Below are 14,366 nucleotides of genomic sequence, written 5' to 3'. Positions count from 1 at the left end.
CGCGGAACTCTTGGCCTATGCCTTAGCCCCTAGTAAAACGCTAGGAACTGAAAGGAAAAGTATGGGAGCCCAAATTCGGGTCTACCGTCAGAAGATCGCCTCGACGACGTCGATGCAGAAGATCTTCAAGGCGATGGAGCTGATTGCTGCCTCTCGCATTGGAAAGGCGCGCAACCGTGTGGCTGCGTCATTGCCGTACTCCAATGCGATCACCCGTGCCGTTTCTGCTGTGGCGTCCCAGTCGGAAATCGACCACCCCCTGACTACCGAGCCGGACCAGATCCGCCGGGCAGCCATGGTGGTCCTTACCTCCGACCGTGGTCTTGCTGGTTCGTACTCCGCCAGTGTGCTTAAGCAAAGCGAATCCTTGGCCGAATTGCTCCGTGAAGAGGGCAAAGAGGTCAAGACGTACCTGGTGGGCCGCAAGGCGCAGGCGTTCTACGACTTCCGGGACCGCGAATCTGCGCGGGTCTGGACCGGAAATACCGACGCACCTGATTTCGAGACCGCCCGCGAAATCGGTCAGGTACTTCTTGATGACTTCAACACAGACTACGAAGACGGCGGCGTGGATGAAATCCACATTGTCTACACGCGCTTCAAGTCGATGGTTGTTCAGGAACCCACGGTGATCCGCCTGCTGCCGCTGGAGGTAGTGGAGGAAGAAGCCCAGTCCGAGACTGAGCTGCTCCCTCTCTACGAATACGAGCCCGAGCCCGAAAAGGTTCTTGACGCACTGCTGCCGCGCTACATCGAGTCGCGCATCTTCGCAGCCATGCTTCAGGCAGCCGCTTCCGAGCTTGCCGCCCGCCAGCGCGCTATGAAGTCCGCAGGGGACAACGCCTCCGACCTTATTAAGAAGTACACGCGACTTCGCAATAACGCCCGTCAGGCCGAGATCACCCAGGAACTGTCCGAAATTGTGGCCGGTGCCGACGCGCTCAGCGCGTCCTAGCCCGTTCCCAAGACGCACAGCTCCACCAGAAGCAAACTTAGTCCACACGCCATCTAACTGAGTGAAGTGAGAGAGATGACTGCCCAAACTGTCGAGCACGGATCTGAATCCGTAGCCTCGGGTGCCACCGGCCGTATCGCCCGTGTCATCGGCCCGGTTGTCGACGTCGAATTCCCGGCTGACGCAATCCCCACCATCTACAACGCGCTGACCACCGAGCTGACGCTCAACGGTGAGACCCGCACCATTACGTTCGAAACGTCCCAGCACCTCGGCGACAACCTCGTGCGCGCCATCTCCATGCAGGCCACCGACGGCCTGGTCCGCGGCGCAGCCGTCAAGGATACCGGCGCACCGATCCATGTCCCCGTGGGCGACGGCGTCAAGGGCCACATCTTCAACGTCCTGGGCAAGCCCCTAGACGTCACCGAAGACGAGCTCGAGATCACCGAGCGCTGGCCCATCCACCGCAAGGCTCCGAACTTCGCGGACCTTGAAGGTTCCACGGAGATGCTGGAAACCGGCATCAAGGTCATCGACCTTCTCACCCCGTACATCAAGGGTGGAAAGATCGGCCTGTTCGGCGGCGCCGGCGTTGGCAAGACCGTGCTGATCCAGGAAATGATCACCCGTGTTGCCCGCAACTTCGGTGGTACTTCGGTATTCGCCGGTGTCGGCGAGCGTACCCGTGAAGGCAACGACCTCTGGGTTGAAATGGAAGAGGCAGGCGTCCTGAAGGACACCGCCCTTGTATTCGGCCAGATGGATGAGCCGCCGGGAACGCGTCTGCGCGTGGCCCTGTCCGGCCTGACCATGGCGGAGTACTTCCGCGATGTGCAGAACCAGGACGTGCTGCTCTTCATCGACAACATCTTCCGCTTCACGCAGGCAGGTTCGGAAGTTTCAACGCTTCTGGGCCGCATGCCTTCCGCCGTGGGCTACCAGCCGAACCTGGCTGACGAGATGGGTCTCCTGCAGGAGCGCATCACGTCCACCAAGGGTCACTCGATCACGTCGATGCAGGCCATCTATGTGCCTGCTGATGACTACACCGACCCGGCTCCGGCCACCACGTTCGCGCACCTGGACGCCACCACGGAACTTTCCCGTGAAATCGCCTCGCGCGGCCTGTACCCGGCCGTTGACCCGCTGACCTCCACGTCGCGCATCCTTGACCCGCAGTATGTGGGCCAGGAGCACTACGACACGGCTGTCCGCGTCAAGCAGATCCTCCAGAAGAACAAGGAACTGCAGGACATCATCGCCATCCTCGGCATCGACGAGCTCGGCGAAGAGGACAAGATCGTTGTGGCACGTGCACGCCGCATCCAGCAGTTCCTGTCGCAGAACACCTACACCGCCAAGCAGTTCACCGGCGTCGAGGGCTCCACGGTTACCATCAAGGAAACCATTGAGGGCTTCAAGGCCATCTGCGACGGCGACGTCGACCACATTGCCGAGCAGGCCTTCTTCAACGTCGGCAGCATGGACGATGTCATGGCCAACTGGGCGAAGATCCAAGAGCAGACCGGGAAGTAAGCCCCATGGCGAACACTGCTGAACTCGAAGTTGAGATTGTCGCAGCGGACCACTTTGTGTGGTCCGGCGCGGCAAAGATGGTCAAGGCACGCACCAGCGAGGGCGACGTCGGGATCCTTCCCGGCCACACCCCGCTGCTGGCCATCCTGGCTGAGGGCGAAATGGCCATCGAGCCGGTCTCCGGTGCCCGCTTCACGGTGAACGTTGACGGTGGTTTCTTCTCCGTCGACAGCAACCGCGTGGTGATTGTCGCTGACAACGCTCAGATGAACGACGCAGCCAACGCTGGGACTCGCTGACCCTTCCCAATGGACAGCTCCTATGTGTTCATTGCGCTGGCAGGCCTTCTGGGCCTGCTGGTACTGGCAGTAGTTCTTTTCGGGGTACGCCGCAGCCAGCTGCGGCGTACCCTGGGTACTTTCGACGCCTCCATTTGCCTCCCGCCCGGCGGGTGGCGGATGGGGGTTTGTCGTTATACGGACACCCACCTGGAGTGGCTGCGCCTCATTTCCCTCAGCCCGATTCCGCCTTACCGGTTCCTGCGCAGCTCGCTGGAAATCGGCGGCTGGAGGGAACCAACCGAAACCGAACGTGCCCGCATCCAGCCGGGCGCAATCGTGGTCACCCTCGACTACGAGGGCATGGAATTCCTGGTTGCCATGAACTACGACGTCTACACCGGACTCTCGTCCTGGATCGAGGCCGGTCCGGTCATCGGCATCGGCACCTGGCGCTGACGCGCACCGCGCGGCCGTTCACTGCCCCACTTTCATCCACCCTAGTATTGAGGGATGGAAGACGTCATTGTTGTTACCGGTCCGTCCACGCTCAACGGAGCGGTAAGCGTCCCGGGGGCCAAGAACAGCGTCCTGAAACTCATGGCAGCCACGCTGCTGGCACAGGGCCGCTCCACCATCACCAACGTTCCCAATATCCAGGATGTCTGGATCATGGCCGAGCTGCTGCGGCGCCTGGGATGCGCCGTCGACTACGACGTCGAAGCAGCGTCCGTCCACATCGATGTCCCCGAAATGCCGGGGCACCAGGCCGACTACGACCTGGTCCGCGCCATGCGCGCCTCCATCTCCGTGCTGGGGCCCCTGGTGGCCCGCTGCCGGCAGGCCGAGGTGGCCCTGCCCGGAGGCGATGCCATCGGCTCGCGCGGGTTGGACATGCACCGCGCCGGGCTGGAACTGATGGGTACCACCATCACCATCGACCACGGCTACCTCATGGCGTCCGTGCCGCAGGGACTGAGCGGCGCCCGCCACCTCCTGGACTTCCCCTCGGTCGGTGCCACCGAGAACCTCATGATGGCTGCCACCCTGGCCGACGGCACCACCGTCATCGACAACGCCGCGCGGGAACCGGAAATCACCGATATCGCCCTGATGCTCAACGAGATGGGTGCCCGGATCTCGGGGGTGGGAACCAATACCCTGGTGATCGAAGGTGTGGAGCGGCTGGAGCCCGTGGTCCACAAGGTGGTCCCGGACCGGATCGTGGCAGGCACCTGGGCCTTTGCCGCGGCCATCACCGGCGGCACCATCGAGGTGCGCGACGCCGATGCCTCGGCCCTGGCCGTGGTGCTGGACAAGCTGACACAGGCCGGCTGCACCGTCACGGTGGGGGAAGACAGCTTTACCGTCAAGGGGCCGGAGCGGCCGGAGCCCATCAACGTCTCCACGCTCCCGTATCCGGGCTTCCCCACTGATCTGCAGCCCTTTGTGGTCGCCCTGAACGCGGTTTCCCGCGGATCGGGGATGGTCACCGAGAATGTCTTCGAAGCCCGCTGGGGGTTTACCTCCGAGCTGTCCAGGCTGGGCGCTGGAATCCGGCTGGATGGACACCACGCCCTGATCCAGGGCGTACCCCGGCTCTCCGGGGCCCCCGTGGAGGCGAACGACATCCGTGCCGGTGCCGCGCTGGTGATCGCGGGACTGGCGGCCGAGGGCACCACCGAGGTGCGGGGCGTGGACCATATCGACCGCGGCTACGAGCGGTTCATGGAGAACCTGCGCGGACTTGGCGCCCCGGTCGTCCGCCGGCGGAGCTAGGCCGTCACCGCCCCTGTGCCAAACAGACCCTGTGCAAAACAACCGGCTTAACCACGAAGTCCCCGGCGGGAATCGCCGGGGACTTCGTTTCTATCCGGGGGGTGGACCCGGACTATGGTGCGGTGATGCTTAGAGGGCGGTTACGCCGGTGGCCTGGGGGCCCTTGGCACCCTGCCCGATTTCGAACTCAACACGCTGGTTCTCATCGAGGGTCTTGAAACCGCCGGTCTGAATCTCGGAATAGTGAACAAAGACGTCGCCGTCTGAATCGTCCGGAGTGATGAAGCCGAAGCCCTTTTCGGCGTTAAACCATTTGACGGTACCCTGTGCCATTTTGTTTCTCCTCATAAGTGGAACTTCGGGCTGCCACACTTCGCGGCCGCCTATTGTTACTGAAACGGGAAGGCTCAAGATCCTTGCCATTCAGCAGTTCCTTGAGGAGCTTCACGCTCGCAACGGTCTTGCGAGCATGAATAACACCTACACAAAGACTGGTTACAGGATTACATACGCGCCAAGGTTGGTCAACGAATCCTTCGAAAAAGTTTCCAAGTATTTCCGGGCGGCGGAACAGGGGCTCGATTCACGCCCGAAACTGCATCAAAACTGCATTCTGCCGAACGTCTGAACCGGTACCGGGAATGCAGCTAGAACAGACGCGAGGCCGAATCGTCCACGCCGCGCATCGCGTCGTAATCCAGGGTCAGGCACTCGATCCCGCGGTCATGGGCCAGGACCCTCGCCTGCGGCTTGATCTGCTGGGCGGCAAACACTCCCTTGACCGGAGCCAGCAGCGGGTCGCGGTTGAGCAGCTCGAGGTAGCGGGTCAGCTGCTCCACGCCGTCGATGTCGCCGCGCCGTTTCAGTTCCACGGCAACCGTGGCGCCGGCGGCGTCCCTGGCCAGGATGTCCACCGGACCGATCGCCGTCATGTATTCACGCCGGATCAGGGTGTAGCCCTCGCCAAGCTTGGTGATCTGCTCGGCCAGGAGCCGCTGCAGGTCCGCTTCGACACCGTCCTTGATCAGCCCCGGGTCCACGCCCAGGTCGTGGGAGGTCTCGGAGAAACGCTCATGGATGCTGATGACGAGTTTGTCGTCGGTCTTGGCGCTTTGCACGGTCCAGGTTTCGATGATGCCTGCTTCGGCATCATCCTCGCCCGGTTCGGCGACGCGCAGCGTGGCCGGCGGGCTCATCCAGTTCAGGGGTTTGTAGGAGCCGCCGTCTGAGTGGATCAGGACGGAACCGTCGGCTTTCACCATCAGCAGACGGACGGCAAGCGGAAGATGGGCACGGAGGCGGCCGATGTAGTCAACAGAGCAGCGGGCAATTACTAAACGCACAGTTGCACTTTACCGGCTCCGCTGCGGCAAAATGACTTACATGCCCCGTTCGAACCGTCCCCGCCGTCCGCCCGGCGCAGCCAACGCCAATTTGGGCCGCAGCGCCCGCAGCAAGTGGGCAACGCCCGCCGCAGAGCTGGATCTGGAACGGACCCGCGCCGGCATTCCCACCCGTGAAAGCGGGCCCGACGGCGATTGGTCGGTGCGGCAGATCACGGCACGGAACGCGGCCAAGGACTATAAATGCCCGGGATGCGGCATGGTGATCCCGCCCGGTCTTCCGCATCTGGTGGTGTGGCAGGAGGATTCCCTGTTCGGGCGGGACACCGCCGTCGCGGACCGCAGGCACTGGCATGAGCGGTGCTGGCGCACCCGCAGGTCGGGCGGCGGGCGGCTGGGCCGGCGCTGACCGGCAGAGCGCGCCGGACACGCCAGCCAGCCGGAGACGGCTGCCTAGCGCTGGTCCTGGCGGGAAATGAAGACATCCTTGAGTAGGAGCAGGACCGCCGCGGCCGTCGGAATGGCGATCAGGGCCCCCAGAACGCCCAGCAGGGTGCCGCCGGCGATAACGGCAATCACGGCTACCGCGCCGGGGACGGCCACGGCGCGCTGCATGATGCGGGGCGAGACGAAGTAGGCCTCGAACTGCAGGTAGGCGATGTAGAAGAGCGCGAACACGACGGCCGTCTGCCAGCTGACCGTGAGCGCCACCAGGGAGACCAGGACCAGGGCGATCGGCGGCCCGACCAGCGGAATGAACGCCAGCAGGGCGACGACAAACGCCAGCAGCACGGAGAACGGCACCCCGGCGATGGACATCACAATGAAGGCATAGGTCGCGTCGAGGACGGCGACCACCCCCTGTCCGATCACGTAGTTGCCGACGCTGGAAGTGATCTCCTCGGACAAGGCCTCCACACGGCGGCGACGGCTGCGCGGTGCCAGCCGGTAGGCCCACATCTTCATCGAGGGCAGGGAGGCCAGGAAGTACAGCGTCAGCACCAGGATGATCAGCGCACCGAAGAGACCGTTGGCAATGACGGTGCCCACCGACAGCACCCCGCCAAAAACCCCGCCGAGGGCGTCGGCGTTGGTGAAGAACTTGTTGACTTCCTCTTCGATGCGCTCCCGCACATGGAACTGTTCATCGATATTGACGAAGAAATCGGATTCCAGGAACGTGTTCACGTACCCCGGCGCGTTGTTGATGATCTCAGTGGTCTGGCTGACGATCGTGGGAATCAGCGTGGCGAAGAAGGCAGCCACGATTCCGGCAAGGCCTACGACGGTGAGCAGGATCCCGGCCGGGCGGGGAATGCCCCGGGCCGCCAGCCAGCGCACCACGGGATCAAGGCCCAGGGCAATGAACAGCGCAGCACCGATCCAGACCAGCAGTTCGCCGACATTGGTAAGGATGAAATAGCCCAGCAGGGCAAAGCCCACACCGACTGTCGCCATGAACCCAAAGTGGATCGGGTGGGCGTTCATGCTGCGGATCGGATTGTCGTCGGTGGCGCCGGGCGTGGACCGGACTGCTTCGGATGCCTCTTCCGCGGAGGCCGGGAGGACTGCCTCGGGAGGGAACTCGAACTTTCTCCGCGGGCGGGCGCCCGGGACGCGGGGGAGGACCGTGTGCCGCAGCCGGTTCGAGGCGGCGGCAAGGAATCCCGTCCTCGGTGCGGCGGAGCCCGGGGCAGTGTTCCCGGCCTGCCGGGGAGGCACCGGCATCTGCGCCGGCTGGCCTTGGTTGTCACCCATTTTGTGTTGGTCTCCTCATAAGTTGCTTTCGCCCCCGCGCATGAAGCGCCAGATTATCAGCCGGCTGTGCTCCTGCCGCCGGATCGGCGCCGCGGCGGGGCGCCGAATGTGCCCCGACTGGGGATTTCGTTACCATTGGGTTATAAACCCCGTGCGGACCGATAGCCACGGGGATCCACGTCCCGTTCCTGCCTGCCTACAGGTGAGGCGAATGCACCGAGACTGAAGATAGGTACGTTGTGCGAAACAAAATTGCAGTTCCGCTGATCGTGATCGGAGTGCTGCTGATGCTTGTGGGCATCGGGCAGCGCACGTTGTGGGCTCCGCCCGAGACCGTTACCGCGTCAGCTCCGTCCACGGACGCGCAGGCGCCGCTGACCGTCATCGGCTCTGATGTCCTGACCGCACACCCCGAGGGCGTGGATCTCACGGTATCGGCGGATGGCCCCTTCACCATGGCTGTGGGCCGGGCCGACGACGTCGATGCCTGGGTGGCGGACGCTTCGGCGCTGCGGATCGGCAGCGACGGCGACGCCCTGACCGCTGAGGTCAGCGAGGGAACACCGACCGTGCCCAGTCCTGCCGGATCCGACCTCTGGGTCTCCGAACAGGAAGTGGACGGGGAATTGCTGTACACCTGGGAAGCTCCGGCTGACGGCGAGTGGAAGATCCTGCTGGCCACCGACGGCACGGCCGCGGCGCCGGCCGACGTTGCCGTCACCTACGCCAACGATGCCGCTACTCCCTTTGCCGTACCGCTGATCGTCCTGGGTGCGCTTGCCGCCGTGCTGGGGCTGGCGTTGGCCTTTGTCTCAGGCCGCGGCAACAGCGGCCGCAGGTCCGGCGGCCGCGGCCCCTCGGCCGGCGGCCCGGCCGATCTGCCCGCCACCCGGGCAACCGAAGCGCCCACCGGCGCAACCACCACGTTGCCGGCGCCGATCCCTGCCGGATCCGAGCCGGCTGCCGGCCCCACGGACCGCGGCCCCCGCGGCGCCGGGACCACCCGCGCGCAGCGCACCCTCCCCGCATCCGGCCGGGGACCGGCCGCAGCGTTGGGCACGGTGCTGACCGCAGCCCTGGTGTTCGGCGCAGCTCCCGGTCCCGCCCTGGCCGGCGTCCCGCTGACCGCCGCACCGTCGGCTGAATCCGCCGAAGCCGCACCGCCCGTGGTCCTGGAACCACAGCTGGAGCGCATCCTGAATTCCGTCTCCGCGTCAGTGGCTGCGGCCGATGCCGCGAAGGACCCGTCGCTGCTGGCTGCCCGAACCGGCGGCATGACGGCGAGCCTGCGCGAGGCCAGCTACGCGACGGCCGCCAAGGTCCCCGACCACACCATGCCGGCACCCGTCGCCGCGGAGCCCCTCATGACCGACCTGATCATGGGCGGCACCGAGTTCCCGCGCAGCGTCGTCGCAGTCACTCAGGGTGCAGACAACCCGGTGCCCCAGGCACTGCTGCTGGTCCAGAATTCCGCCCGCGAGAACTACAAGCTCGTCTCCGCAGTCCAGATGCTGCCCGGCACTTCCTTCCCGAAGCGTCCGGCCGGAAGCGAGGGCGTTACCCCGGCACCGGCGGATTCCGCCGAAGGCCTGGCCGCTGCACCGCAGGCCGCGGTGGACAACCTCGCCGATGCGCTGACCAACCCCACCGGCGCCAACAAGGACACCTTCTCGGCCAACACCTTTGCCGAGGCAGTCACCAAGTTCCAGTCCGACGTCGTCGCCAATCCGGAAAACGAGTTCGCCAACATCACCTTCTCGCACTCGAGCGTGCCGGAGGACACCCGTGCCCTGCGCACTGCTGACGGCGGCGCGATTGTGTTCGGCTACATGCGGCACACCTACTCGAGCGCGCCCCGTGAAGCCGGCGATTCCATCAACCTGGAAGGCACCGTCTACCAGACGCTGACCGGGGAAACGAGCACCGAGGCCGGCATCGACGTCAACTACGGCGAAGGCGTGATGATGTACGTTCCCCCGGCCGGAAGCACCGACCAGATCCAGGTCATCGGCGCGGTCCAGGAACTGCTGTCCGCCACCCTGAAATAGCCCCAACCCTCCACCAGGGGAAACCGGGGTAGCCGGTGACCCGAGACCGCGTAATAAGGTGAAGCCATGAGCACTCCGAACCACCGCCCCGCCCCTGCCCCCTCGATGAACCTGCGCGGCGCCGTCGACCTTTCCGCGCTGAAGGCCAGGGCCACCGCGCCGGCAGCCCCGGCCGGGGCGGCTCCGGATGCTCCGGCCGCCGGTTCCAGCCCGTTCATCGTGGAAGTCTCGGAGACGACCTTCCCGCAGGTGGTCCAGCTGTCCGCGCAGGTTCCGGTCATCATCGACCTGTACTCCGCGCGCAGCCCGGAATCGGTCCAGGTCAGCGCGGTGCTGCGGAGCATCGTCATCGAGGCTGCCGGCAAGCTGCTGCTCGGCCGGGTGGACGCCGACGCGCATCCGGACATTGCCCAGGCCTTCCAGGCCGTTGCGGTGCCCACCGTGGCAGCTGTCCTCAAGGGCCAGCCCGTGCCGCTCTTTGAGCGGGCCATGCCGGAAGAGCAGATCCGTGCCCTGGTCGCCGAGCTGCTGCAGGTCGCTGCCGCGAACGGCGTGACCGGTTCCCTCGATGAGGGTGCTGCCGCGGAACCGGCCGAGGAAGCGCCGTTGCCTCCGTTGCATCAGGAGGCCTTCGACGCCATTAACGCCGGGGACTACGACGGCGCTGCGGCCGCCTACCGCAAGGCACTGGCCGAACAGCCCGCCGACGCCGAAGCCAAGGCAGGGCTGGCGCAGGTGGAGCTGATGTCCCGCCTCCAGGGCGTTGACGCGGAGCAGCTGCGCAGCAGCGCGGCGGAAAATCCCAACGACGTCGAGGCGCAGCTTGCGGTCGCTGACCTGGACATCTCCGGCGGGCACGTCGAAGACGCCTTCACCCGGGTTGTCCGGCTGATTTCCCGGGTCTTCGGCGAGGAGCGCGAGCAGGCCCGGCTGCGCCTGCTTGACCTGTTCGAGGTGGTGGGCACGTCCGACCCGCGGGTCACCAAGGCCCGGTCCGCGCTTGCCCGCGCACTCTTCTAAGCGGGAGCCGAGATGAGCGGACACGCTGCTGCCCCCGGACTGTTTGATCCGATGGTCCTGCGGGGGCTTGAGCTGAGCCACCGGGGCTGGGTTGCTGCCATGTGCCAGTACTCCGCCGACGCCGTGAACGCGCCGGGGGTGCCGAACGACTGGCATCTGATGCACCTGGGCTCCTTCGCCGCAGGGGGAGCGGCCCTGATCATTACCGAGGCCACCGCGGTCAGCCCCGAGGGGCGGATCAGCCCTCAGGACACCGGGCTCTACACTCCGGAGCAGGTTGGCGCCTGGCGCCGGATCACTGACTTTGTCCACAGGCACAGCGCGGTGGACACCAAGATCGGCGTGCAGCTGGCCCACGCCGGACGCAAGGCCTCCACCTATCCGCCGTTCGCAGCCGGCCGCGGCAGTGTGCCGGTGGACGACGGCGGCTGGCAGACCGTAGGCCCCACGGCAGAGGCGTTTGGCCGCTATGCCGCGCCTGCCGCTCTGGACGACGCGGGGATCCTTCAGGTAATTGCCGACTTCGCGCAGGCGGCCGAACGGGCAGTCGAGGCGGGGTTTGACACGATTGAAATCCACGCAGCCCACGGCTACCTGCTGCACCAGTTCCTGACCCCGCTGGTCAACACCCGCACCGACGGCTGGGGCGGGTCCGAAGAGGCCCGGAACCGCCTGACCCTGGAAGTCATCGACGCCGTCCGTGCGGTGATCCCCGACTCCATGCCGCTGCTGCTGCGCATCTCCGCCACCGACTGGATGCCCGGGGGATTGGATGAACACTCCTCTGCCCGGCTCGCTGCCGAGGCCGGACGGCGCGGGGTGGACCTGGTTGACGTGTCGACCGGCGGAGCCGTCCCGGCAGCCGCCATTCCGGTGGCGCCCGGCTACCAGACCGGATTCGCCGAGTCGATCCGCGCCGACGCCGGAATTCCCACCGCCGCGGTTGGGCTGATCCGCAGTGCCGCCGAGGCCGAGGAGACCCTCCGCGGCGGCCGCGCCGATGCCGTGCTCATTGGCCGGGCGGCGCTGAGCGACCCGCACTGGTGGCTGCACGCGGCTGAAGAGCTCGACGTGAAGCTGCCCTGGGCCCCGCAGTACGAGCGGGCCCGGCCGGCCTAGCCTAGTCCGCGCGGCGGGTAACTGGTCCGGCAGGCTCCGCTGGTTTTGGTCCTTACGACCGATCCGGCGCCGGCCGGCGCCGGGTATGTTGGGGCCATGATGAAAGTGGCGCTGACATGACCGACTCCATGCTTCCGGAAAACCCGGCCGTTCCCACGGCTCCCGTTCCCTCGGCTCCGGCCCTGGCCATCCGCGGTCTTGGCAAGCGGTTCGGGGAGAAGATTGCCGTCAACGGCATCAGCCTCGACGTTCCGGCCGGCTCGTTCTACGGGCTGGTGGGCCCCAACGGCGCCGGCAAGACCACGCTGCTCTCCATGGCCACCGGGCTGCTGCGCCCCGACCACGGGCAGGCTTGGGTGCACGGCACCGATGTCTGGGCGGAACCGCTCAAGGCCAAACGCCTGATGGGGGTGCTGCCGGACGGTGTCCGGCTCTTCGACCGGCTCACCGGCGAGCAGCTGGTCACCTACGCCGGGCTGCTGCGCGGCATGGACCGGGACACGGTCGCCGAGCGCGTGGGGGACCTGCTCGAGGCCATGGACCTGACCGATGACGCGGGCACCCTCGTGGTGGACTATTCAGCCGGCATGACCAAAAAAATCGCCCTCGCCTCGGCGCTGATCCACGCCCCGCGGCTGCTGGTCCTGGACGAGCCCTTCGAAGCCGTCGACCCGGTATCGGCGGCCAATATCCGCGACATCCTTGCCGGCTATGTGGCGTCCGGCGGCACCGTTATTGTCTCCAGCCACGTCATGGACCTGGTGCAGCGCATGTGCGACCACGTGGCGGTGGTCTCCGGCGGCAATCTGCTGGCCGCCGGCACCGTGGACGAGGTCCGCGGCGGCGAAAGCCTGGAAGAGCGCTTCGTGCAGCTGGTCGGCGGACGCACCCACTCGGAGGGCCTGCCATGGTTGCGCACCTCCTAAGGCTCAAACTCACCCTGCTGCGCAACTCGCTGCGGCGCAGCCCGTGGCAGATTGTCGGGCTGGTCCTGGGTGCCCTCTACGGAATCGGCATGCTGGGGCTGCTGCTGGCCGGCCTCTTCTTCCTGAGCCTGAACGACCCGGAACTAGCCCGGACCGCCACCGTCCTCGCCGGGACCCTCGTCGTCCTGGGCTGGGCCCTGATACCGGTGCTGGCCACCGGTGTGGACCTGACCCTGGACCCGGCACGTTTTGTCACCTTCGCCGTCCCGCTGCCCAAGATGCTCACCGGGCTAGCGCTGGGCGGGCTGATTGGAATTCCCGGTGCAGTGACCCTGCTGGCAGGACTGGCTTCCGCAGCAATCTGGTGGCGGAACCCCGCAGCGCTGGCGGCGGGCGTGGTGGCCGCCCTGATCGCCGTGTTCACCTGCCTGATCGCGGCCCGGGTCACGGTGGCCGCGAGCACCTCCCTGTCCAACTCGCGCCGGTTCAAGGACGTCGCCGGTCTGGTGGCCATCATTCCGCTGATGCTCCTGGGTCCGATCATCGCCGGTGTGAGCTCGGGGATCGGTGCCACCCAGGGCTACCTTCCCTCCCTGGCCAACACCCTGTCCTGGACTCCGCTGGGCGCGGCCTGGTCCGTTCCCGGGGACGTGGCCCTGGGCCAGACGGGGCAGGCGGCCGCCAAAATGGCCATCGCCGCCGGTTTCCTGGCCCTGCTGGTCTGGGTCTGGAAAGTTCTGCTGCTGCGGGCGCTCCATACCCCGCCGCACAATGCCGGGCCCCGGCGGAAGGCCGGGAAGCTGGGGTTCTTCAGCCTCTTTCCGCCCACCCCCGCCGGGGCCGTCGCTGCACGTGCCCTGACCTACTGGATCCGGGACCCCCGCTACGGGGCGTCGCTGCTGATCATTCCGCTGCTGGTGGTCCTGCTGGTCTTCGCGGGGACGAACCAGAGCGGCGGGGGAGGCCCGCAGCTGCTGCTGGTCATGGGCCCGCTGGTGGCCTTCCTCCTCGCCTTCGGCATCTCGGCGGACGTGGCCTACGACAACACGGCGTTCGCCCTGCACATCAGCACCGGTGTCTCCGGCACCGCAGACCGGGCCGGGCGCGTTATCGCCTGCGCCGTCTTTGCCCTCCCGGCGACCGTCCTGGCCGTCCTTGTGCCGTGCCTGATGCTGGGGGAAGGCGACCTGATCCCCGTGCTGCTCGGGGTTTCCCTGGCTATCCTGCTCGGCGGCTTCGGACTCTCCAGCGTCGTCTCGGCCCGCTACACCTACAACGTTCCCCTGCCGGGGGAGAACGCGTTCAAGACCCCGCCCGGTTCCGGCGGACGCACCATGCTGGTCCAGGGCCTGGGCATGCTCGCCCAAATCGTGATCGTGTTTCCCGTCCTGGCGCTGGCAGTCACGGCGCTGCTGTCGGATAACCCTGTCTGGGACTGGGCGACACTGGCCGGCGGCATCCTGCTTGGCGCCGGACTGCTGGTGGCGGGAATCAGGATCGGCGGAAAGTGGCTGGACCGCAGGGCGCCGGAACTGTTGGCAGCGGTCTCCGTGCACAAATAGGCCGTCCGTGCCCGGCCCCGCCCCGGCCGACCCCCTCCC

Annotated in this window: 14 protein-coding genes; 11 read left to right on the top strand and 3 right to left on the bottom strand. The window is 66.4% G+C overall.

Annotation, left to right across the window (positions count from 1 at the left end):
* Positions 1-61: 61 nt before the first annotated feature.
* The 5 genes from KKR91_RS11900 (at position 62) to murA (ending at position 4,551) form a co-directional block, all read left to right on the top strand.
* Complete coding sequence (locus KKR91_RS11900; protein ID WP_210231570.1) at positions 62-955, top strand: F0F1 ATP synthase subunit gamma; 894 nt, start codon at positions 62-64, stop codon at positions 953-955.
* Between the two features lie 75 nt (positions 956-1,030).
* Positions 1,031-2,494 carry a F0F1 ATP synthase subunit beta gene (gene atpD / locus KKR91_RS11895; RefSeq protein ID WP_210231571.1) on the top strand — a complete coding sequence of 488 codons (1,464 nt, stop codon included), beginning with the start codon at positions 1,031-1,033 and terminating at the stop codon, positions 2,492-2,494.
* Between the two features lie 5 nt (positions 2,495-2,499).
* On the top strand, positions 2,500-2,793 hold the full coding sequence (locus KKR91_RS11890; protein ID WP_104052449.1) for a F0F1 ATP synthase subunit epsilon: 294 nt from the start codon (positions 2,500-2,502) through the stop codon (positions 2,791-2,793).
* A gap of 9 nt (positions 2,794-2,802) precedes the next feature.
* Positions 2,803-3,231 (top strand): DUF2550 domain-containing protein, encoded by a 429-nt coding sequence (locus KKR91_RS11885; protein ID WP_210231572.1) that lies wholly within the window; start codon positions 2,803-2,805, stop codon positions 3,229-3,231.
* 54 nt (positions 3,232-3,285) lie between these two features.
* Positions 3,286-4,551 carry a UDP-N-acetylglucosamine 1-carboxyvinyltransferase gene (murA, locus tag KKR91_RS11880; protein ID WP_210231573.1) on the top strand — a complete coding sequence of 422 codons (1,266 nt, stop codon included), beginning with the start codon at positions 3,286-3,288 and terminating at the stop codon, positions 4,549-4,551.
* 129 nt (positions 4,552-4,680) lie between these two features.
* On the opposite strand, the gene KKR91_RS11875 is transcribed toward murA, so the two are convergent.
* Both KKR91_RS11875 and nucS read right to left on the bottom strand, forming a co-directional pair.
* Entirely contained in the window at positions 4,681-4,884 is a 204-nt protein-coding gene (locus KKR91_RS11875) for a cold-shock protein (RefSeq protein ID WP_104101230.1), read from the bottom strand.
* A gap of 314 nt (positions 4,885-5,198) precedes the next feature.
* The gene (nucS, locus tag KKR91_RS11870; RefSeq protein ID WP_210231574.1) at positions 5,199-5,894 is read right to left on the bottom strand and encodes an endonuclease NucS; all 696 of its coding nucleotides are present in this window, start codon (positions 5,892-5,894) and stop codon (positions 5,199-5,201) included.
* Between the two features lie 40 nt (positions 5,895-5,934).
* Here nucS and KKR91_RS11865 point away from each other — a divergent pair, with 40 nt between their 5' ends.
* Positions 5,935-6,303, top strand: coding sequence for a hypothetical protein (locus KKR91_RS11865; protein ID WP_210231575.1), 369 nt, complete (start codon positions 5,935-5,937; stop codon positions 6,301-6,303).
* 44 nt (positions 6,304-6,347) lie between these two features.
* Here KKR91_RS11865 and KKR91_RS11860 read toward each other — a convergent pair whose 3' ends face one another.
* Positions 6,348-7,652, bottom strand: a complete 1,305-nt coding sequence (locus KKR91_RS11860) for an AI-2E family transporter (protein ID WP_210231576.1) — start codon at positions 7,650-7,652, stop codon at positions 6,348-6,350.
* Between the two features lie 239 nt (positions 7,653-7,891).
* Here KKR91_RS11860 and KKR91_RS11855 point away from each other — a divergent pair, with 239 nt between their 5' ends.
* From KKR91_RS11855 to KKR91_RS11835, 5 genes are all read left to right on the top strand, one after another.
* The gene (locus tag KKR91_RS11855; protein WP_210231577.1) at positions 7,892-9,700 is read left to right on the top strand and encodes a DUF8094 domain-containing protein; all 1,809 of its coding nucleotides are present in this window, start codon (positions 7,892-7,894) and stop codon (positions 9,698-9,700) included.
* Positions 9,701-9,766: 66 nt separating this feature from the next.
* Positions 9,767-10,720: a tetratricopeptide repeat protein gene (locus KKR91_RS11850; RefSeq protein ID WP_210231578.1), complete on the top strand. Its 954-nt coding sequence runs from the start codon at positions 9,767-9,769 to the stop codon at positions 10,718-10,720.
* Positions 10,721-10,732: 12 nt separating this feature from the next.
* The gene (locus KKR91_RS11845; RefSeq protein ID WP_210231579.1) at positions 10,733-11,839 is read left to right on the top strand and encodes an NADH:flavin oxidoreductase/NADH oxidase; all 1,107 of its coding nucleotides are present in this window, start codon (positions 10,733-10,735) and stop codon (positions 11,837-11,839) included.
* A 116-nt stretch (positions 11,840-11,955) separates the two neighbouring features.
* Positions 11,956-12,765, top strand: coding sequence for an ABC transporter ATP-binding protein (locus KKR91_RS11840; RefSeq protein ID WP_420481397.1), 810 nt, complete (start codon positions 11,956-11,958; stop codon positions 12,763-12,765).
* Positions 12,747-14,327, top strand: a complete 1,581-nt coding sequence (locus tag KKR91_RS11835; RefSeq protein WP_210231580.1) for a transporter — start codon at positions 12,747-12,749, stop codon at positions 14,325-14,327. Before KKR91_RS11840 ends, KKR91_RS11835 begins: the two co-directional genes overlap by 19 nt.
* Positions 14,328-14,366 lie beyond the last annotated feature (39 nt).

The sequence above is a fragment of the Arthrobacter jiangjiafuii genome, from assembly GCF_018622995.1.
GTDB lineage: Bacteria > Actinomycetota > Actinomycetes > Actinomycetales > Micrococcaceae > Arthrobacter_B > Arthrobacter_B jiangjiafuii.
The sequence above is the reverse complement of the archived record's forward strand: the minus strand, read 5'-3'. Positions and strand labels throughout refer to the sequence as shown.